17 protein-coding genes are annotated in these 18,468 nt (G+C 65.5%); 2 read left to right on the plus strand and 15 right to left on the minus strand.

Translation table 11 applies throughout. The features are described from left to right. Window positions 1-2: 2 nt before the first annotated feature. Together rbsD and rbsK are read right to left on the minus strand one after the other, a co-directional pair. Window positions 3-401 (minus strand): D-ribose pyranase, encoded by a 399-nt coding sequence (gene rbsD / locus BKX93_RS05825; RefSeq protein WP_070979120.1) that lies wholly within the window; start codon window positions 399-401, stop codon window positions 3-5. Then, window positions 398-1,288 (minus strand): ribokinase, encoded by an 891-nt coding sequence (gene rbsK, locus BKX93_RS05830; RefSeq protein ID WP_046158456.1) that lies wholly within the window; start codon window positions 1,286-1,288, stop codon window positions 398-400. The genes rbsD and rbsK overlap by 4 nt, the downstream gene beginning before the upstream one ends. A gap of 289 nt (window positions 1,289-1,577) precedes the next feature. On the opposite strand from rbsK, the gene BKX93_RS05835 reads away from it, so the two are divergent. Next, on the plus strand, window positions 1,578-2,327 hold the full coding sequence (locus BKX93_RS05835) for an MgtC/SapB family protein (RefSeq protein WP_046158455.1): 750 nt from the start codon (window positions 1,578-1,580) through the stop codon (window positions 2,325-2,327). Between the two features lie 15 nt (window positions 2,328-2,342). On the opposite strand, the gene zapE is transcribed toward BKX93_RS05835, so the two are convergent. From zapE to BKX93_RS05885, 10 genes are all read right to left on the minus strand, one after another. Beyond that, a complete protein-coding gene (zapE, locus tag BKX93_RS05840) occupies window positions 2,343-3,506 on the minus strand; it encodes a cell division protein ZapE (RefSeq protein WP_070979122.1) in 1,164 nt (387 codons plus the stop codon). A 90-nt stretch (window positions 3,507-3,596) separates the two neighbouring features. Beyond that, on the minus strand, window positions 3,597-4,379 hold the full coding sequence (locus BKX93_RS05845; RefSeq protein WP_046167251.1) for a substrate-binding periplasmic protein: 783 nt from the start codon (window positions 4,377-4,379) through the stop codon (window positions 3,597-3,599). Between the two features lie 53 nt (window positions 4,380-4,432). After that, a complete protein-coding gene (gene yfcF / locus BKX93_RS05850; protein WP_070979124.1) occupies window positions 4,433-5,044 on the minus strand; it encodes a glutathione transferase in 612 nt (203 codons plus the stop codon). Between the two features lie 76 nt (window positions 5,045-5,120). Further along, window positions 5,121-6,011 carry a cysteine synthase CysM gene (cysM, locus tag BKX93_RS05855; protein ID WP_070979126.1) on the minus strand — a complete coding sequence of 297 codons (891 nt, stop codon included), beginning with the start codon at window positions 6,009-6,011 and terminating at the stop codon, window positions 5,121-5,123. Between the two features lie 135 nt (window positions 6,012-6,146). Continuing rightward, window positions 6,147-7,781, minus strand: coding sequence for a lactate permease LctP family transporter (locus BKX93_RS05860; protein ID WP_070979128.1), 1,635 nt, complete (start codon window positions 7,779-7,781; stop codon window positions 6,147-6,149). Between the two features lie 126 nt (window positions 7,782-7,907). Further along, window positions 7,908-10,724, minus strand: a complete 2,817-nt coding sequence (locus tag BKX93_RS05865) for an FAD-binding and (Fe-S)-binding domain-containing protein (RefSeq protein ID WP_070979130.1) — start codon at window positions 10,722-10,724, stop codon at window positions 7,908-7,910. Beyond that, window positions 10,721-12,178, minus strand: a complete 1,458-nt coding sequence (locus BKX93_RS05870) for a LutB/LldF family L-lactate oxidation iron-sulfur protein (protein WP_070979131.1) — start codon at window positions 12,176-12,178, stop codon at window positions 10,721-10,723. The genes BKX93_RS05865 and BKX93_RS05870 overlap by 4 nt, the downstream gene beginning before the upstream one ends. Beyond that, window positions 12,175-12,873, minus strand: a complete 699-nt coding sequence (locus BKX93_RS05875) for a LutC/YkgG family protein (RefSeq protein WP_070979133.1) — start codon at window positions 12,871-12,873, stop codon at window positions 12,175-12,177. Before BKX93_RS05875 ends, BKX93_RS05870 begins: the two co-directional genes overlap by 4 nt. Further along, window positions 12,870-13,613, minus strand: a complete 744-nt coding sequence (locus BKX93_RS05880; RefSeq protein ID WP_070979135.1) for a (Fe-S)-binding protein — start codon at window positions 13,611-13,613, stop codon at window positions 12,870-12,872. Before BKX93_RS05880 ends, BKX93_RS05875 begins: the two co-directional genes overlap by 4 nt. A 195-nt stretch (window positions 13,614-13,808) precedes the next feature. Then, on the minus strand, window positions 13,809-14,753 hold the full coding sequence (locus tag BKX93_RS05885) for a chemotaxis protein (RefSeq protein WP_046158445.1): 945 nt from the start codon (window positions 14,751-14,753) through the stop codon (window positions 13,809-13,811). A 258-nt stretch (window positions 14,754-15,011) separates the two neighbouring features. On the opposite strand from BKX93_RS05885, the gene BKX93_RS05890 reads away from it, so the two are divergent. Next, on the plus strand, window positions 15,012-15,782 hold the full coding sequence (locus tag BKX93_RS05890; RefSeq protein ID WP_070979137.1) for an FCD domain-containing protein: 771 nt from the start codon (window positions 15,012-15,014) through the stop codon (window positions 15,780-15,782). Between the two features lie 58 nt (window positions 15,783-15,840). Here the strand turns inward: BKX93_RS05890 and rfaD are convergent, their stop codons facing one another. The 3 genes from rfaD to rfaE1 are packed head-to-tail and all read right to left on the minus strand — an operon-like array spanning window position 15,841 to window position 18,466. Further along, window positions 15,841-16,842, minus strand: a complete 1,002-nt coding sequence (gene rfaD, locus BKX93_RS05895) for an ADP-glyceromanno-heptose 6-epimerase (RefSeq protein WP_070979138.1) — start codon at window positions 16,840-16,842, stop codon at window positions 15,841-15,843. 46 nt (window positions 16,843-16,888) lie between these two features. After that, complete coding sequence (locus BKX93_RS05900; protein ID WP_070979140.1) at window positions 16,889-17,479, minus strand: DUF924 family protein; 591 nt, start codon at window positions 17,477-17,479, stop codon at window positions 16,889-16,891. Window positions 17,480-17,503: 24 nt separating this feature from the next. Continuing rightward, window positions 17,504-18,466, minus strand: coding sequence for a D-glycero-beta-D-manno-heptose-7-phosphate kinase (rfaE1, locus tag BKX93_RS05905; RefSeq protein WP_082107240.1), 963 nt, complete (start codon window positions 18,464-18,466; stop codon window positions 17,504-17,506). Between the last annotated feature and the right edge of the window lie 2 nt (window positions 18,467-18,468).

Raw genomic sequence — 18,468 nt, forward strand, 5'->3', positions numbered from 1 at the left:
CCTCAGAAGATCACGCCGGAATGCAGGATCACGTTGGCGTATGGCGTGCATTCGCCGGTGCGGATCACCGCCCGCGCCGCCTGGCAGCGCTGCTTGAATTCCTCGTGGCTGACGAAATCCAGCGCCGCGCCGTCCTTCGCCATCCGCTCGGCCCTATCCTGCACCGCCTGGTTGTGCTGGCGACACTCGATGGCGAACACCGCGCGCTCGCACTGGAAATCGGCCAGGACGCTGTCCAGAGTTTCGACGAAGCCGGGCTGCCCCAGCGTCAGCGACAGGTCCACGCACTCGACGCCGGGCGGGATGGGCAGGCCGCAATCGGCGATCACCAGGCTGTCGGTATGGCCCATCGACGCCAGGATGCGGGCGATGTCGCGGTTCAGATGGCCGTGCTTCTTCATGCTTTGCTCTCCAGAAAGGCTTCCAGCTCCGCCAGCGTGGGCATGCCGCCCTGCGCGCCGGGACGGGTGACCGACAGCGCGCCGGCCGCGTTGGCGCGGCGCACCGCCTCTTCCAGCCCCAACGGCAGGAAGGCGGCCAGCGCGCCGTTGAAGGTGTCGCCGGCGCCGGTGCTGTCCACCGCCTTGACTTCGAAGCCCGGCTGATGGCGCAACTGGCCGCGCGCCAGCGCGAAATAGGCGCCGTGCTTGCCGTGGGTCATCACCAGTTTGCCGGGGCGCTCGGCCAGCAGCGAGCGCCAGTCGGCGTCGGGCTGGGCCAGCATGGTCAGGAATTCGTGCTCGTTTGGCGTCAGCAGCGCCACCCGTTGCAGCAGCTCTTCCGGCAACGGCACCGCCGGCGCGGGGTTCAGCAACAGCGGCTTCTTGTGGCGGGCGGCCAGCTCGGCGGCGCGGCGCACCGTCGCCAGCGGAATTTCCAGCTGGGTCAGCACCACGTCGGCGTCGATGAAGGCCTGCTCGGCGGCGTCAAGATGCACCGGCGTCAGTTTGTGGTTGGCGCCCGGCACCACCAGGATGGCGTTGTCGCCGCCGCTGACGGTGATGACGGCGATGCCGGTGGGACCATCCACGGTCTCCACCCGGCCGCAATCCACGCCTTCTCGCTCCAGATGGGCGCGCAAGTCGCGGCCGAAAGCATCGTCGCCGACGCAGCCCAGCAGCGTCACTTGCGCGCCCAGGCGGGCGGCAGCCACGGCCTGGTTGGCGCCCTTGCCGCCCGGATAGGTAGAGAATCCCTCGCCCAGCAGCGTTTCGCCCAGCTTCGGCATCCGCTTGGCGGACGCCACCAGGTCCATATTGATACTGCCGACTACCAGCACCCGAGTCATGCCGTCTCCTTGTGTACCTTTGCTACATTGCAACGCACAAATTGCGATTTTTTTGCTAAAACGTGATCAGCATCGATTTATAGCAGAGATGGACAGCTTCACGAAAGAGGGAAAGCGCAAAAATGTAGTCATCGCACTACATATTTTCACGTAAAGATATCAATGCGGCCCAGCAGCCCGCGCGCCGACAAATGCCTGCCGGATTGAGAAAACGGCGCGCGGCATGCCATGATGCCCGCTTAAGAAAATGAACATCGCATGCGCGCCCGACGGCGCGGGAGGAAAGAAAATGGACTTGAGCTGGCAGCAACTGGCCAACCTCTACTGGAGCGCGGGCAAATGGCAGGTCAACCTGCTGGTGATCGCCCACCTGCTAGGCGGCCTGATTCTAGGCAGCCTACTGGGCTACGAACGCTGGTACAACGGCCGCGCGGCCGGCATGCGCACCTATGGCCTGGTGTGCATGGCCTCGGCGGCGGCGATCAGCATCATCGGCTACTCCGGTTACTGGTACGGCGGGCAGTCCGCAGACATCATGCACGGCGACATGACCCGCGTGGCGCAGGGGGTGCTGACCGGCATCGGTTTCCTGGGCGCCGGCATGATCATGAAGGAGGGGCTGAGCATCAGCGGCCTGACCTCGGCCGCCTCGGTGTGGATGTCGTCGGTGATCGGCATCCTGATCGGCGTCGGCTTCTACGGCGCCGCCATCGCGCTGACCTTGCTGTGCATGGTTTTCGTCACCGTAGTGAACCGCATCGAGAACATCCTGCCGCGACGGGTCAGCCTGTTCGTCAGCGTCAAGCTGAGCGCCGACCACGATTGGACGGTGGAGCGGCTGGCGGAACGGCTGGCGCCGTCGGGCCTGAAGCTGCACGAGGAAAGCATCAGCATCCGCGCGGACCAGAGCGGCGCCAGCTGGAGCTTCCTGGTATCCGCCCAGGACCGACGCAGCTTCATCAGCGTGGTGGACCTGGCCCGCGACATCATGGTGGCCGACCACATTCTGGAGCTGGACCTGCAGCCGGCGCGCAACTGAGCGCGGCCGGCCCGCTTACAGCGCCACGCCCGGCGGCGGCTGGTCGTGGCTTTGCGCCATCGACTGGTGCGGCAGCTCCAGATAGCTCTTGGACTGCATCTCGGTCAGCCGGCTGGCGGTGCGGAAGAACTCGCCGGATTGCAGGCCCTCGGTGTAGATCTCTTCCGGCGGCGCGTCGGCCGAGGCGATCAGCTTGACGCGGTTGTCGTAGAACACATCGACCAACCAGGTAAAGCGGCGGGCGATGGACGCTTGCTTGGCCGTCAGCCGGGGAATGCCGGACACGAACACCGTGTGGTATTCGCTGGCGATTTCCAGGTAGTCTGTTTGCGCGCGCGGGCCGTCGCACAAGGCCATGAAGTCGAACCAGATCACGCCCGGCGACATCCGTTTGACCTCGATCTCGCGATCCAGCACGGTAATGCTTTTTTGCGGCAGGTCCGCGCCAGTGCCCACTTTGTGGAACAGTTGCTCCATCTTCCGCTCGCTGGCCTCGTCGGCCGGCACCATGAACAGCGGCTCCCGCGTCAGTTCGCGCAGCCGGTAGTCATGTCCGCCGTCGACGTTGAGCACGTCCATCTCGCGTTTGATCAGTTCTATCGTCGGCAGGAAGTTCTGCCGCTGCAGGCCGCCCGGGTAGAGATCGTCCGGCGCGTAATTGGAGGTGGTCACCACCACCACGCCGCGCTCGATCAAGGCAGACATCAGGCGGCCCAGAATCATCGCGTCGGCGATGTCCGACACGTGGAATTCGTCGAAGCACAGCAGCCGCGTCGACTTGGCGATCTCGTCGGCATAGGCCAGCAGCGGGTCCTTGCCGCCGGCGAACTTGCGCAGCTCGCGGTGGGTTTCCGCCATGAAATTGTGGAAATGGATGCGGCGCTTGCGGCGGTACGGCACGCAGGCGTAGAACGCGTCCATCAGGAAGCTCTTGCCGCGCCCCACCCCGCCCCAGAAATACAGGCCGCGCGGCACATCCGGGCTTCTCAGGCTGCGGCCCAGGAAGCGGTTGCGCTTGGTCTTGAAATCCACCAGCTCATGCCACAGCCGGTCCAGTCGCTCGATGGCGGCGGCCTGCGCCTCGTCATGGATGAAGCCGGGCTTCTCGCTGGCCAGCCGGTACCAGCCCTTGGGGCTGCAATGGACGTTCTCGTCCGGAGAGAATGCGTGTTGCGACATGGTTATGCTTGTTCTGCGCTGCGTTTGGCGCCGCCGCTGGCGGCGAAGGAATCCCTGAATGATAACCGCTTTGACCCACCCTTGCCGCACTCAGCGGCAGGTGGCCAGCCGAATGCCGGACGGCGCGGCCAGCCTGGCCAGGCTGCCGTCGCGGCACATGCCGTCCAGCGCCATGTTGAACGTTTCCAGCATGCCGGGCTTCGCCCGGCTGCGGGTGAAGCCGTACAGATACGTCAACTGCTTGACCTCGGCCAGCTTGCGCAGATTGCCCAGGCCATCGCGCTTGATCCAATAGCGGGCGACATCGTCGTTGGAAAACGCCACCGCATTGTTGCCGTAACGGCCCGCCGCCAGTTTGCGCAGCACCGTCTCCGGGTCCAGCTCCACGGTCAGGTTCACGCCGGCCACGCCCTGGACCAGCCGCTCGCTATTGGTCTGCGACAGCGACGGGCCATACACCGCGATGGTTTTCCCGGCGAGATCGCCAGGCTGGCGGTAACGCAAGGGACTGTTCGTTTTCACGTACAGGCCGTAGCTGCTGGCCAGCACCGGTTTGGACAGCTCCATCACCGCCCGCCGCTCCGGCGCGTCCTGCGCCAGCACCAGCCCGTCGGCCCCGCCCTGGCTTATCGTCAGCAACGCTCGCTTCCACACCATGGCCTGGACGGTGCAATTCCATGACGAACGCCGGCACGCCTCGCGCAGAATCGCCACCAGCGCGCCATCCAGCCTGCCGTCGGCATCCTGGGTGATGAAGGGGGGGAACAACTGGGTGACGAAATACAGATCGCGCGACGCCGCCTGCGCCTGCGCGCCGGCGCAGGCCAGCAACAGGCCGGCCCACAGCCTGGAACCCGTCTTCGCGATACCCATCGTCCCCGTCCCTCGCTCTTCTTTACCCGCAGTATAGAGCGGACGGGGCTGGCTCAGCGAGCCTGCCGGGCTCGCCAGGCCACGAGCGACGGCCGCAGCCACTGCCGCTCGGCGTAAGCGGACAGCCGCGGCGGCATCTCCTCCGCCGTCAGCCGCTTCAGCAGCAGGGCCAGTTCCGCGTCCGCCACGCACCAATCGCCGAACAGATTGCCGCCGTCGGCCGGCACCACCGCCTCGGCCACCGCGATCAGTTTATCCGCCGCTTTGCGCGCCGCCTCGCCCAACGGCAAAACCGGCTTGCGGCCGAACACCGTCTCGGTGCTGCGCTCATCGCGCAGCGGCAGCAGGTCGCTGCGCAGCCAGGCCTGCAACTGGCGGGCGCGGGCGCGGGCTTTCAGATCGACGGGCAGCACGCGGAGAGTGTCGGGGTAGGCGTCTTCCAGGTATTCGATGATGGCCGACGATTCGCTGAGCGCGAAATCGCCGTCCACCAAGGTCGGCACGCGGGAGGTCAGCGATTGCTCGCGGTAGGCGGGCTCGAACTGCTGGCCTGCGGCGAGGTCGCGGGTAAGCGCCTCGAAAGGCAGGCCCTTCTCGGTCAGCGCGGCGAAGGCGGCCATCGCGTAGGGGCTGAGGAAATCCTGATCGACGTAGAGTTTCAGCATATCGGCATCTTTCGAACAAAATGCCATGCTAATCGCCGCCGGCCCGGCTGCCAAGCCGGCAAGCGGCGACACAGCGTCAAACGCGGTCGAACAATCCGGTGGACAAGTAGCGGTCGCCGCGGTCGCACACCACCGACACGATCACCGCGTTCTTCAATTGCGCATCCAGCCGCAAGGCCACCGCCAGCGCGCCGCCGGAAGACGGGCCGGCCAGGATGCCCTCGCGCCGCGCCAGCAGCCGGGCGGTGTCTTCCGCTTCCTGCTGGCCGACATGCAGGATCTCGTCGATGCGGGAGAAGTCGCAGATCTTTGGCACGTACGGGTCTTCCCATTTGCGGATGCCGGCGATCTGGCTGCCCGGCTCCGGGTGGACGCCGACGATGCGGATGGCCGGATTCTTTTCCTTCAGGAAGCGGCCGGTGCCCATGATGGTGCCGGTGGTGCCCATGCTGGACACGAAATGGGTGATCTTGCCTTCGGTCTCTTCCCAGATTTCCGGACCGGTGCCCTCGTAATGCGCCAGCGGGTTGTCCGGATTGGAAAACTGGTCGAGGATGCGGCCCTCGCCGGCCGCCTCCATGCTGCGCGCCAGGTCGATCGCCGCCGGCATCGAACCGGCGGCCGGCGTCAGGATCACCTCGGCGCCGTAAGCCCGCATCGCCTGCACCCGCTCGGCGCTGGAGTTCTCCGGCATGATCAGCACCATGCGGTAGCCCATCATCGCCGCCGCCATCGCCAGCGCGATGCCGGTGTTGCCGCTGGTCGGCTCGATCAGCGTGTCGCCCGGCTTGATGTCGCAGCGCCGCTCCGCGCGGCGGATCATCGACAGCGCCGGCCGGTCTTTCACCGACCCCGCCGGATTATTGCCCTCCAGCTTCAGCAGCACCACGTTGCCGTTATCGCCCGGCAGGCGCTTGAGCCGCACCAGCGGCGTGCCGCCGACGAAATCTTCCAGATGTTTGTACACAGAGCCTCTCCCAGAACTGGCCCCATTATATCGATTGGCTATCAGCAGATGCGAAATCGTTATTTCTAATCTAATAACCATCTGTAACCGGACGATCCGCCCCGCGGCGGCGCTTGCCGCCACGGGGAATCGGCATCAGCCCATATACGCCATCAGCCAGGTCAACAGGCCGACGAAGCTGCAGAAAATCAGGCTGTGCTTGAGCGTGAAGCGGAACAGGTCCGCCTCCCTGCCTATCAGCCCCACCGCCGCGCAGGCCACGGCGATGGACTGCGGCGAGATCATCTTGCCGGTGACGCCGCCGGTGGTGTTGGCCGCCACCAACAGCACGTCCGAGACGCCCAGCTGGTGCGCGGTGGCCGCCTGCAAGGCGGAAAACAGCGCGTTGGACGAGGTGTCGGAACCGGTCAGGAACACGCCCAGCCAGCCCAGGAACGGCGAGAAGAACGGAAACGCCTTGCCGGTGCCGGCCAGGCACAGCGCCAGCGTGCTCGACATCCCGGAATAATTGGCGACGAAGGCGAAAGCCAGCACCATGCCTATCGACAATATCGGCCGGCGCAGCTCAATCAATGTCTCGCCCAGCGTGCGCAAGCCGTCGGCCGGGCGAAATTTCAGTAGCGCCATGGACAGCAATGCGGACAGGAAGATGGCGCTGCCGACTGCTGAAACGATGTCGAACTTGTATAGCGCCTCGTACGGCGTTTCATGCGCGACGATGGGCGCGGTCTTCAGCACCAGCTTGTCCAGACCCGGCACGTGCAGCTTCCAGATCCAGCCCTCCAACGCGCCGCCCTTGATGAACAAGGCCTTGAAAGGCTTGACGCTCCACACCGTCACCAGCGCGGTCAGAATCAGGAAAGGGCTCCAGGCGCGCGCGATCTGTCCCAGGCTGAAGCCGCTCGCCTGCCGAGCTGACGGCGCGCGGCGGCCGTTGAAGGTGAAAATCTCGCTGGGCTGCCACGTTTTCAGAAACAGCGTCAGGCACACCAGGCTGACCAGCGCCGAGGTGATGTCCGGCAGCTCCGGCCCGATGTAGTTGGACGTGAAAAACTGGGTGACGGCGAACGAGACGCCGGCCACCAGGATGGCGGGCCAGGTCTGGCGCACGCCCTTGAGGCCGTCCATCATCATCACCAGCCAGAACGGCACGATCACCGACAAGATGGGCAGCTGATGGCCGGCCTTGGCGCCGATCAGGAACGGATCCAGCCCGGTCACCTGCCCGGCCACGATGATCGGTATCCCCATCGCGCCGAACGCCACCGGCGCGGTGTTGGCGATCAAGCACAGTCCGGCCGCGTACAGCGGATTGAAGCCCAGCCCCACCAGCAGCGCGGCGGTGATGGCCACCGGCGCACCGAATCCGGCCGCGCCTTCCAGAAAGGCGCCGAAGGAAAACCCCACCAGCAGCATCTGCAGCCGCTGGTCCTCGGTCACCGACAGCACCGAGGCGCGGATGATGTCGAACTGCCCGGTCTTGACCGTGATCTTGTACAGGAACACCGCGGCGACGATGATCCAGGCGATGGGCCACAGCCCGTAGCCGAAACCGAAGGCGGCGGCGGCCAGCGCCATCTGCGCCGGCATGCCGTAGAACAGAATGGCCACCACTAGCGCGATCAGCACCGTCAGCGTGCCGGCGACGTGGCCCTTCAGTCGCAGCACCGCCAGCGCGACGAAGAAAAAAGCGATGGGCAGCGCGGCCATCAATGCCGACAGCGCAGGGCCGCCGGCGGGAAAGTACTGCTGGGTCCAGATGCCTTGCATGTGAAGCTTCTCCTCATTCCTGGTTTCGCAGGCGCAGCCGCTCCCCTGCCGATGAACGGGAGCGTTTCGGCATGGCAGGACTGGCTTGCGTTTCTTGGGTTTACATCAGCGTTGAAAAGGCGGCCTTCATGGCGGACCGCTTGGGTTGGTGCAGAAATCCAGCAGCGCCTCGATGCTTGCGTAGGGAATCCCGCCATGCTCGGTCAGGCCGATCTGGCAGGTGCGGCTCATCGACACGCCGTGGCGGCAGGCATCCGGCAAGGCCGGCTTCAATCTCCTCAGGCTATGGGCGTTCAGTTCCGGCACGGTGAAACCCTTGTCGCCGGCGAAGCCGCAGCAGGCGATGTCCGGCACGGTCAGCTTGTCGCAGCAACTGGCGGCCAGTTGTTTCAAGCTTCCAGCCGCGCCCATCGCCGTCGCGCTGCACGGGATATGCAGCGCCAGTTGCGGCAGCCGCCGGACGATGCTCAGCCGCGGCAGGACTTTTTCCGCCAGGAAACCGGCGGCGTCGAACAGCTGCAAGCGCGGGTCCAGCAAACCCTCGGCCTGCGCCTGCTTGACGCGGGCCGCGCACGGGCTGTTGTCGAGATAAACCGGGTGGCGGCCATCGCCGCTCGCTTGCAGCAAAGCCTCGTTCAACGACGCCTGGCTGAAGGCCAACGCATCAACCGCGTTGGCCGAGGCGAAAGGCTGGCCGCAACACAGGCCGTCATGGCCGGGCGGATAGATGGGTGCAAAACCGGCGCGGCGCAGCAGATTGATCGTATGCGCGGCCACCGACTCACCACCCTCGCCCTCCGCCAGCGCGCGGTTGACGCAGCTGACGAACAGCACCACCGGCTCGCCCTCACCGCCCAGCTTCGGCAGCGGCGCGGCGGCGCGCGGCAGGCTGGCCGGGATCAGCGGAATCACCTTGCGCTCGCCCGGCTGGCGGCGCGTCAACTGATTCAAGCGCCGCGCCCCGGTCAGATGCGCCAGCCGCAAGCCGGTCCGCGCCGCCGCCGTCATCCAGCCCATATGCCGCGCGGCGAAGCCGGCCAGAGCGGGACGCCGGCTGGGACCATGCAGCTTTTTCATCAGCAGGCCGGTGTTGATGCCCACAGGACAACGGGTGGCGCACATGCCGGTGGCGGCGCAGGTATCGACGGCGCGGTAGCGGTAGCCGGACTTCAACGCCGCCAGCTCCATCGCGCCCTCGCCTTCCCGTTCCAATTGGCGGATGCGCCGCCAGGCGACGATGCGCTGGCGCGGGCTCAGCGTCAGCCCGTGCGACGGGCAAGCCGGCTCGCAGAAGCCGCACTCGGTGCAGCGATCCACCAGATCGTCCGCCGCCGGCATCGGCTTCAGGTTTTCCAGGTGCAGCCTGTCGTTGTCGGTGATAATCACGCCTGGGTTGAGCAGGCCTTCCGGGTCGAACAGCGCCTTGATGCGGCGCATGATGTTCCAGGCGGCGTCGCCCCATTCCTGGCGCACGAAGGGCGCCACATTGCGGCCGGTGCCGTGTTCGGCCTTCAAGGAGCCGTCGTACTCGCCGGCCACCAGATCGCTGACGTCCTGCATGAAAGCCTCGTAGCGGTCCACCTCCGCAGGGCTTTCGAAACCGGGCGCGAACACGAAGTGCAGATTGCCGTCCAGCGCGTGGCCGAACAGCAGCGCCTCGTCGTAGCCGTGCCTGTCGAACAGCGCGGTCAGCTTGGCCACGCCGTCGGCCAACTGAAGGATGGGAAAGGCCACGTCCTCGATCACCACCGTGGTGCCCACCGGCCGCGCCGCGCCCACCGCCGGAAACAGCCCCTTGCGCAAGGCCCAGTAGGTTTCGCATTCGCGCGCGTCGCGGCTGAAGCCGCTGGACACCTGCGGCTGGTAATCGGCCAGCAGCCGCTCGATCGAGGCGGAATCCTCTCCCAGCCGCGCCTCGTCGCCGGCGCGCAGCTCGATCAACAGACAGGTGCTGCCAGGCCCCACCGGCTGATAGAGAAAATCCGGCAGTCCCGGCTTGCCCTGCACCGCGCGGATGCTGCGGCTGTCTATCAGTTCCACCGCCGATACCCCGCAGGCGTCGCGCGCCGCGCTCAAGGCCGACACCGCGCGGCAGCAACGTTCCAGGTCGTCGAACAGCACCAGCGCCGACGCCTTGTGCGGATGCTCGACCACGGTGTGGAAGGTGATCTCGGAAATGAAGCCCAGCGTGCCTTCGGAACCGATCATCAAATGGCTGAGCATCTCCAGCGGATCGGCAAAGTCCAGCAAGGCATTGATGCCGTAGCCGGTGGTGTTCTTCAGCCGGTATTTGCGGCGCACCCGCTCCGCCAGCTGCGGATCGCCGGCCAACTGGCGCGACAGCTGGACCAAGCCGTCGAGCAGGCCGGTATGCGATTCGCGGAAGGCCGCCACGCTGGCCGGATCGGCGGTGTCCAGCGCGGCGCCGTCGAGCAGCAGCAGCCGGATCGCCTGCAGGGTGTGGTAGCTGTTGTCGCGGGTGCCGCAGCACATGCCGCTGGAGTTGTTGGCGGCGATGCCGCCTATCTTGGCGGTGTTGATCGACGCCGGGTCAGGGCCGATCTTGCGGCCATACGGCGCCAGCATCGCGTTGGCGTGCGCGCCTATCATGCCGGGCGCCAGACGGATGCGCGCGCCGCCGTCCAGCACCTCGCCGCGGTTGAAGCCGTCGCCCAGCAAAACCAGCACCGAATCGCTGACGGCCTGGCCGGACAGGCTGGTGCCGGCGGCGCGGAAGGTGACGGCGACGCGGTGCAGCCTTGCCAGCCGCAGCAGCTCGGCCACCTCGTCCTCGCTCTCCACCCTGGCGACGATCTGCGGCCGCAGCCGGTAGAAGCTGGCATCGGTGCCATAGGCCAGCGTGGACAGCGGATCGGTATAGATACGCTTGTCCGGCATGACGCGGCGCAGGTCCGCCAAAAAAGCGGCGTGGGCTGGGGTCATGCTTTGCCTCCCTGCTTCGCCTCGCGCTCGCGCACCAGCTCATGCAGCGTTTTGGCCGCCGGCGTCAGCGGCAGGTGGTTTTGCGTCCAGCCCAGCTGATTCCTGGGCGCATGCCTGCGCAGCCGCGTCGCCGCCCAGCCAAACATCCGGTACAGATTGGGCGAGGCGTTGACCAGCCGCCATCCGGCCCAGGCCATGCGCTCCGCGCCGCTGGCCGCCGCGCCCTGGCCGCGCAGCGGATGCGCCACCCGCTCGCCGGCCGGCCGCTGGCTCTCCTCGCGCAGCCGCATCAGCATCTCCGGAATCGGAATCCGCACCGGACACACCTCGCCGCAGGCGCCGCACAGGCTGGATGCCGTCGGCAGATCGCGGGTGTTGTCCAACCCCATCAAATGCGGCGAGATGATCTCGCCTATCGGCCCCGGATAGGTGGTGCCGTAGGCGTGGCCGCCGATGCGGGTGTAGACCGGGCAGTGGTTCATGCAGGCGCCGCAGCGTATGCATTGCAGCGTCTTGCGCAATTGCTCGTCGGCGTAGGCCTGGCTGCGGCCATTGTCCAGCAGCACCAGGTGCACCTCGCGCGGGCCGTCCTTTTCGCCCGGCTTGCGCGGGCCGCTGATCATGTTGAAATAGGTGGTGATGGGCTGGCCGATGGCGGAGCGGGTGAGCAGGCTGTACAGCGGCACCACGTCCTCCAGCTTTTCCACCACTTTCTCGATGCCGGTGATGGCGACGTGCACGTCCGGCACCGTGGTGCACATGCGGCCGTTGCCCTCGTTTTCCACCAGGCACAGCGTGCCTGTTTCGGCCACGGCGAAGTTGACGCCGGACAGGCCGACGTCGGCGTCCAGAAACTTGCGGCGCAGCACGAGGCGGCCGATCTGGATCAGCGCGTCCACGTCCTCGGTGTAAGGCGTGTCCGGCAGTTGCTCATGGAACAGCCGGGCGATGTCCTGCTTGGTCTTGTGGATGGCCGGCATGATGATGTGGGTGGGTTTCTCGCCCGCCAGCTGGACGATGTACTCGCCCATATCGCTCTCCACCGCCTCCACGCCCTGCTCGGCCAGGTAATGGTTGAGCTCCACCTCCTCGCTGACCATGGACTTGCCCTTGACCATCAGCTTGCCTCGCCTGGCTTCGACGATGCCGTGGATGATGCGATTGGCCTCCTCCGCGCTCTCCGCCCAGTGCACTTTCACGCCGTTTGCAACGAGCTTGTCTTCCAGTTGCTCCAGCAGCTCCGGCAGCCGGGACAGGCAGCGCTGGCGTATGCCCTCGCCCAGCGTGCGCAAGGCGGACAGCTCCGCCTCGTCCGGAAACGACGCCAGCCGCTTGGCCATCAAAAAGTCCATCGATCCGCGCAGGCTTTGCCGCAGCTTGTCGTCGGTCAGCGCCAGCCTGGCGTTGTCCTTGAAGGCGCGCGACGGGTAAACGGTGATCTTGCTCTCGCTCATCTCGTCTCCCCTTCCACGTCATGGATGGCGATGTGCGGCGGCAGCACGGCCAGCACCAGCAAATCGCGCGGGCCGTGCGCGCCGTAGGCCAGCGTCTGCTGGATGTCGGCGGTCTTGGACGGGCCGGAGATCAGCAAGGCGTTGGCGGGCATGCCGGCGGCCCAGTTTTCGCCCTGCAGCGCCGAATAGAAATCCGGGTACAAGGTCGCGGCGTCGAACAAGGCGATGTGCAGGGGCGGAACCAGGCTCATGGTGCGCGGCTCGGCCTCGTCCGGCCACAGCGCCAGGGTGCCAGTGGCGGCGATGCCGCAGCGGGCGGCGGTGAAACCGGCGGCGATGTCGAACAGCTCCGCCTTCCAGCCATCCACCTCGCGCTCGAACCAGACGATGCGCGGCGCGTCTGCCCTACCCTCAAGGCATTGCGCCAGCCGCCGGCCATGCGGCGTGACGGACAACAGGATGGAATCTTGCGGATGCCCGGCCAGCCAACCGGCCAAGGCCGCGTCCCACTCGGCCTCGCGCGTCCACAGAATGTCGGTTTTCACCGCGCGCATCATCGCCGCCCAATGGCGCAAGCGGGCGATTTCATCGTCCTGGCTGGCAAAGCGCTGAAAATGGCTGGCCAGGTCCGGCCGCGGGCGCTCCTGCCTGGGCGCGGCGCGCAGCTTTTGCAAGATGGAGGCGCGGGCGCTCATCGCTTGCCTCCGGTGCGCTCCAGCAGAAAGCTGGCCAGATGGCGGCCCCTGAAACCGCTGCCGCACTGGCCGAGCTTGCCGTTGATATTGAGCAGGCAGCCGCCATCGGCGGTGACGAACTCCATCGCGCCGCTGTCCTGCAAGGACTGCGCCTTGTCCGCCACCATCGCGCCGGCGATGTCCGGATGCTTGATGGAGAAAGTGCCGCCAAATCCGCAGCACTCGGACTCATGGTCATGCGCCACGCGCTGAACATTCTGCAGCCGGTCCACCAGCGCCCAACTGGTCTTGTGCACGTTCATCTCGCGCCGCGCCGAACAGGAGGTGTGCACCGCCACCTTGACCGGCGCGCCCAGGTCTTGCGGCCGCCAGTCCAGGCGGTTGAGCAGGAAATCGGAAAACTCCACCACCCGCGCCGCGATGGCGCAGGCTGCCCTTTCATCCGCCTCTCCGGCGAACAGGCGCGGCCAATGATGCTGGATCATGCCGCCGCAGGAACCAGACGGCACCACGATGGGCCAGTCTTCCGGAAAACAGGCCAGTTGCGCGCGCGCCACCGCCAGCGCTTCCTTGGAGTGGCCGCTGGTATAGGCCGGCTGGCCGCAGCAGCTCTGGGCCTGGGGGAAATGCACCCGCACGCCCAGGCCTTCCAGCAGGGCGATGGCGTCTAGGCCAGCATCCGGCAGGAACAGGTCGAGCAGACAGGTGCCGAACAGGTAAACGTCGGCAGGCGTCTTCATGGCTTCCTTTGTAAATTGGTAAGACCAATTATTCTTATGAAAACCACTTTAGAGTGAATGCTTGAGTTCGTCAATATGACAAGAAGGCGTCGGGAAAAGAGTGAGAGGGCTGAGCGGAGACTTGCGCCCCTGAACGGAACGCAGGCAAGCGGAAATGGGAGGCGCGTCCCTGCCGGGCGACGCGCCGCATGGACGTTATTCCAACAACAGCATCTCGCGCAGCTTGCTGGCCAGCTTCTGCGGCTCGTCCTTGGACACATAAGCGTCCACGCCGACAGACTCGCCCAGCTTCTTGTTGGCCATGCCGGACAGCGACGAGTGCATCAGCACTGGAATGCCGACAAAACGCGCGTCGTCCTTGATCATCTTGGTCAACATGTAGCCATCCATCTCCGGCATTTCCACATCGGTGAGAATCAGGTGCAGCACCTGGCTCAGCTTCTGGCCCGCCGCCTCGGCCTGCTGCGCCATCTTCTGCAGGGTTTCCCAGCCGCGCATGCCGTTCATTTCCGATGAATAGCGGATATGCATCGCATCCAACGTGCGCTCGATCTGCTTGCGCGCCACCGCGCTGTCGTCGGCGAAGAAGATGTGCCTGTCCTCCTTCACCGGCTCGATGGAGATATAGTTCTGGGTTTCGTCCGACAGGCAGGTCTCGGCCAGCACCTTCTCCACGTCCATCATCATCACCAGCGTGCCGTTCTCCAACTCCGTAACCGCGGTGACCAGCCCCGCCATCCGGTTGGTGATCATGTCCGGCGGCACCCGCATCGCCGACCAGTCCAGCCGCAATATGGTATCCACCGTCTCCACCAGGAAGCCCTGGGTATGGCCGTTGTACTCGGTGATGATCATGATTTCCGGCCGCTTGGGCGTAACGATGCCGGTGTATTTTCCCAGGTCGATCACCGGCACCAGCGCGCCGCGCAGGCTGACCATGCCCTCCACCGAGGCCGGCATCTCCGGCGCGGTGGTGATTTCCGGCGTGCGCATCACCTCGCGCACCTTGAACACATTGATGCCGAATACCTCCTTGCGGCCGGTGCGCTGATCGTCGCCCAGCGAAAACAGCAGGATTTCCAGCTTGTTGGTGCCGGCCAGCTTGGTTCGGGCGTCGATTTTTTTCAGCAGGTCGGACATTGCGTAACTCCTTGCAAAAGACAGTATGTCTTTATAGCAAATATCTAAAATTAAATGGTGTCAGCTAAAAGATATACCTGGATCATTTCTCGCGCACCTGCGCCAGACGCGCAAGCCAGGCTTGAGCCTCAGCGGGGCATGCTTCATGCGAATATTCCGCGGCGCCAAAGGCCGCAACCATGACAGGCGGCTGTCCGCTCTGCTATGCTGGGCCATCTGGTCAGACCAATATTCCACTTGCCGTGGATTCATTTCATTATGGCTTACCCCAAAGTAAACCTGCCCAAACTGTCCGACATGATCGTGCAGCAACTGGAAAAACGCATACTCGACGGCGTGCTCAAACCCGGCGACCGGTTGCCGCCGGAAAGACAATTGGCCGAGGAGTTCGGCGTGTCGCGGCCATCGCTGCGCGAGGCGATCCAGCAACTGGCGTCGCGCGGCCTGCTGTCCAGCCGCCAGGGCGGCGGCACCTGGGTGACGGACAGGCTGGAAACGGCGTTTTCCGACCCCTGGGAAAAGTTGCTGAACCAGCACGAAGAGCTGCACGGCGACTTGCTCGAGTTCCGCCGCGTGCTGGAAGGCACGGTGGCGCGCTGCGCCGCCAGCCGGGCGACGCCGGCCGACGTGGAGCGGCTGCGGCGCTGCGTGGACCGGCTGCAGCAGGCTTACCGCGGCGGCGATCTGGCGGAGCAGGCGCAGGCCGATGTCGAGTTCCACCAGGCGGTGGCCGAAGCCTCCCACAATGTGCTGTTCGCCCATCTGTCCGGCAGTCTGCTGGCCATGCTGCAGCGGCATGTGAAGGACAATATCGCCAATTTGTTCGCCGTCGGCGAAGTGGCCGAGGCGCTGCGCGAGCAGCATCTGGCGATCTGGCAGGCGATACGCGACCGCCAGCCCGACGCCGCGCAACTGGCGGCGGAGCGGCATATCGATTTTGTCGCCGACACGCTGCAAAACCAGATGCTGCTGGCCGAACGCGATGCCCGGGCCCGCATGCGGCTGGAGCAGGAAAACGCCGGACGCTGAAATGACAAAAGCCGCGCCATCATAAAAACGACGCGGCTTGATATCACTGCCCGGTCGATCAACCCTGGCGGCTGATCAGCCAATCGACGTAGCGGTCCACGCCCTCGGCCACCGACAACATGGCCTCGCCGTAGCCCGCCTCGCGCAGCCGCGCGATATCGGCCTGGGTGAAGCTCTGGTACTTGCCTTTCAACGCGTCCGGGAAGTCGATGTACTCGACGATGCCCTGCGCGATCATCTCGGCCAGAGTCAGCGCCGGCTTGCCCTCATGGCGGCGGCAGGCGTTGACGGTGGCTTCTGCCACATCGTTGAACGGCTGCGAACGGCCGCTGCCCAGGTTGAAGATGCCGCTCTTCTCCGGATGGTCCAGGAAATGCAGGTTGACCTTGACCACGTCCTCCACCGACACGAAGTCGCGGCTCTGCATGCCGTTGTCCCAGCCATCCCAGCCGCCGAACAGCTTGACCTTGCCGTGCTCGCGGTATTGGTTGAAATGATGGAAGGCGACGGAAGCCATGCGGCCCTTGTGCTGCTCGCGCGGGCCGTAGACATTGAAGTAGCGGAAGCCCACCGCCTGCGCGGACAGGCCTTCCTTCATCCGCTGGCGCAGCACCTGGTCGAACAGGAACTTGGAATAGCCGTAGACATTGAGCGGGCCTTCGCACTGGCGCTCCTCCTTGAACACGGTACCCTTACCGTAGGTGGCGGCGCTGGACGCGTACAAGAACTGGATTTCCTCGTGCTGGCAATAGTCGAACAACGCCAGCGTGTACTGGTAGTTGTTGTCCATCATGTACTTGCCGTCATGATTCATCGTGTCGGAGCACGCGCCCTGGTGCAGGATGGCGGCCAGCTCGCCCTCGTACTCGCCGTCCAGCAGCAGGTGCAGGAATTCGTGCTTGTCGAGGTAATGCGAAATCTCGCAATCGACCAGATTGTGGAATTTGTCGCCGCTGCTGAGGTTGTCTACGGCGATGATGTCGGTGATGCCGCGCTGGTTCAAACCCTTGACCAGATTGGAGCCGATGAAGCCGGCGGCTCCGGTGACGACGATAGTCATATGTCGATCCTTAGTTCTGCTGCGGACCCTCGGGTCCGGATGAAATTCAGAAGCCCGCGCCCGGCTGGGCCAGGTAGGACTGTTCTGCCGGCGTGCTGGTTCTGCCCAGCGCCGCGTTGCGATGCGGAAAGCGGCCGAATTCTGCGACTACCCGCTCATGCCGCCGCGCGAAATCCAGATAATTGGAGCCCGGCAGAGCCGCATCGAGCGCGGAAAACAACTCCAGCGACCGCCGCTGGTCAGCCATGTCCTCGCTATGCTCGAACGGCAGGTAGAAGAAAACCCGCGCCACCAGCGGCAGCGTCTGTTCCACCCCCTGGCCAACGGCCGACCGAGCGCCCTCTCTCGCCTTCTCGTCGCTGGAGAACGCCCGAGCTTCTCCGCGGAACAGGTTGCGCGGGAATTGGTCGGCCACGATCAGCCAGGCCAGCGCCGCGCGAGCATCGCCGGCGTCGATGGCCAGCGCGCCATCCGCCAACGCCTGCCATAAGGGCAGGAAACGGCGGCGGATCTCGGCATCGAACGCGTCGTCGCGGCGGAACCAGGCCTCGCGCGGCCGGCTCAAGGCCGCATCGTCGCTGGCCTCGAACCAGAAGGCCAGCACCTCTTCAACTTGTTGCGCGGTCAGCTTTGTCATCACGTCTCCTGCCGGCGCGCCGGCTTACAAGGCAAACAGTTCCTGTTGCGAACATACGGCGGTGCCCAGCTTGCCCACCACCACGCCGGCGGCGGCGTTGGCCAGATTCATCGCCACCGGCAGCGGCTGGCCGGCGGCCAGCGCCAAGCCCAGCGTGCCGATCACGGTATCCCCTGCGCCGGACACATCGTAAACCTCGCGGGCCAGCGTGGGCTGATGCAAGGCGCCGTCGGCGCGGAACAACGTCATGCCTTCTTCGCTGCGCGTCACCAGCAACGCGTCCAGATTCAGCTCGGCGCGCAGCGCCTGCGCCTTGGCGGTCAGGCTGGCCTCATCCTTCCAACCGCCCGCAACCTGGCGAAACTCGCTGCGATTGGGCGTCAGCAGCGTGGCGCCGGCGTATTTGCTGTAATCGTCGCCCTTGGGGTCGATCAGCACCGGCTTGCCGGCGGCGCGGGCCAGCTGGATCATCTCGGCCACATGGGTCAGGCCGCCCTTGCCGTAGTCGGACAGGATCACCACGTCGTGCGCGGCGACGATGTCGGCGAACTCTTCCAGCTTGCCGGCCAGGATTTCATGGCTGGGCGCGTCTTCGAAGTCCAGCCGGATCAGCTGCTGCTGGCGCGCCACCACTCTCAGCTTCACCGTGGTGGCGATGTTGGAATCGCGCTTGAACGAAGTGACGATGCCATCGGCCTTCAACAGCCTCTCCAGCGCGTCCGCCGCCTCGTCGTCGCCGACCACCGACAAAATGGTGGCCTTGCCGCCCAGGCCGGCGATATTGCGCGCCACGTTGGCGGCGCCGCCGGCCCGCTCCTCGCTGCGGCCAATCTTGGCCACCGGCACCGGCGCCTCGGGCGAAATGCGCGACACGTCGCCGAACCAGTAGCGGTCCAGCATCACGTCGCCGACCACCAGCACCTTGGCCTTGGCCAGGGAAGAAGCCAGCGCGGCGGGCTTCAGTCCCAGGGTTTGCATCAGACTCATGG

Origin of the sequence: Chromobacterium vaccinii (assembly GCF_001855275.1) — a bacterium.
In the GTDB taxonomy this organism is placed as follows: domain Bacteria; phylum Pseudomonadota; class Gammaproteobacteria; order Burkholderiales; family Chromobacteriaceae; genus Chromobacterium; species Chromobacterium vaccinii.

Coding starts and splice junctions, on each gene's coding strand:
- BKX93_RS05865 (WP_070979130.1), bottom strand. CDS start 10,724: ATGACCCCAGCCCACGCCGCTTTTTTGGCGGACCTGCGCCGCGTCATG.
- BKX93_RS05900 (WP_070979140.1), bottom strand. CDS start 17,479: ATGACAAAGCTGACCGCGCAACAAGTTGAAGAGGTGCTGGCCTTCTGG.
- yfcF (WP_070979124.1), bottom strand. CDS start 5,044: ATGCTGAAACTCTACGTCGATCAGGATTTCCTCAGCCCCTACGCGATG.
- BKX93_RS05835 (WP_046158455.1), top strand. CDS start 1,578: ATGGACTTGAGCTGGCAGCAACTGGCCAACCTCTACTGGAGCGCGGGC.
- rfaE1 (WP_082107240.1), bottom strand. CDS start 18,466: ATGAGTCTGATGCAAACCCTGGGACTGAAGCCCGCCGCGCTGGCTTCT.
- BKX93_RS05870 (WP_070979131.1), bottom strand. CDS start 12,178: ATGAGCGAGAGCAAGATCACCGTTTACCCGTCGCGCGCCTTCAAGGAC.
- zapE (WP_070979122.1), bottom strand. CDS start 3,506: ATGTCGCAACACGCATTCTCTCCGGACGAGAACGTCCATTGCAGCCCC.
- BKX93_RS05880 (WP_070979135.1), bottom strand. CDS start 13,613: ATGAAGACGCCTGCCGACGTTTACCTGTTCGGCACCTGTCTGCTCGAC.
- rbsK (WP_046158456.1), bottom strand. CDS start 1,288: ATGACTCGGGTGCTGGTAGTCGGCAGTATCAATATGGACCTGGTGGCG.
- BKX93_RS05875 (WP_070979133.1), bottom strand. CDS start 12,873: ATGAGCGCCCGCGCCTCCATCTTGCAAAAGCTGCGCGCCGCGCCCAGG.
- BKX93_RS05860 (WP_070979128.1), bottom strand. CDS start 7,781: ATGCAAGGCATCTGGACCCAGCAGTACTTTCCCGCCGGCGGCCCTGCG.
- BKX93_RS05885 (WP_046158445.1), bottom strand. CDS start 14,753: ATGTCCGACCTGCTGAAAAAAATCGACGCCCGAACCAAGCTGGCCGGC.
- BKX93_RS05845 (WP_046167251.1), bottom strand. CDS start 4,379: ATGGGTATCGCGAAGACGGGTTCCAGGCTGTGGGCCGGCCTGTTGCTG.
- rbsD (WP_070979120.1), bottom strand. CDS start 401: ATGAAGAAGCACGGCCATCTGAACCGCGACATCGCCCGCATCCTGGCG.
- rfaD (WP_070979138.1), bottom strand. CDS start 16,842: ATGACTATCGTCGTCACCGGAGCCGCCGGCTTCATCGGCTCCAATCTG.
- BKX93_RS05890 (WP_070979137.1), top strand. CDS start 15,012: ATGGCTTACCCCAAAGTAAACCTGCCCAAACTGTCCGACATGATCGTG.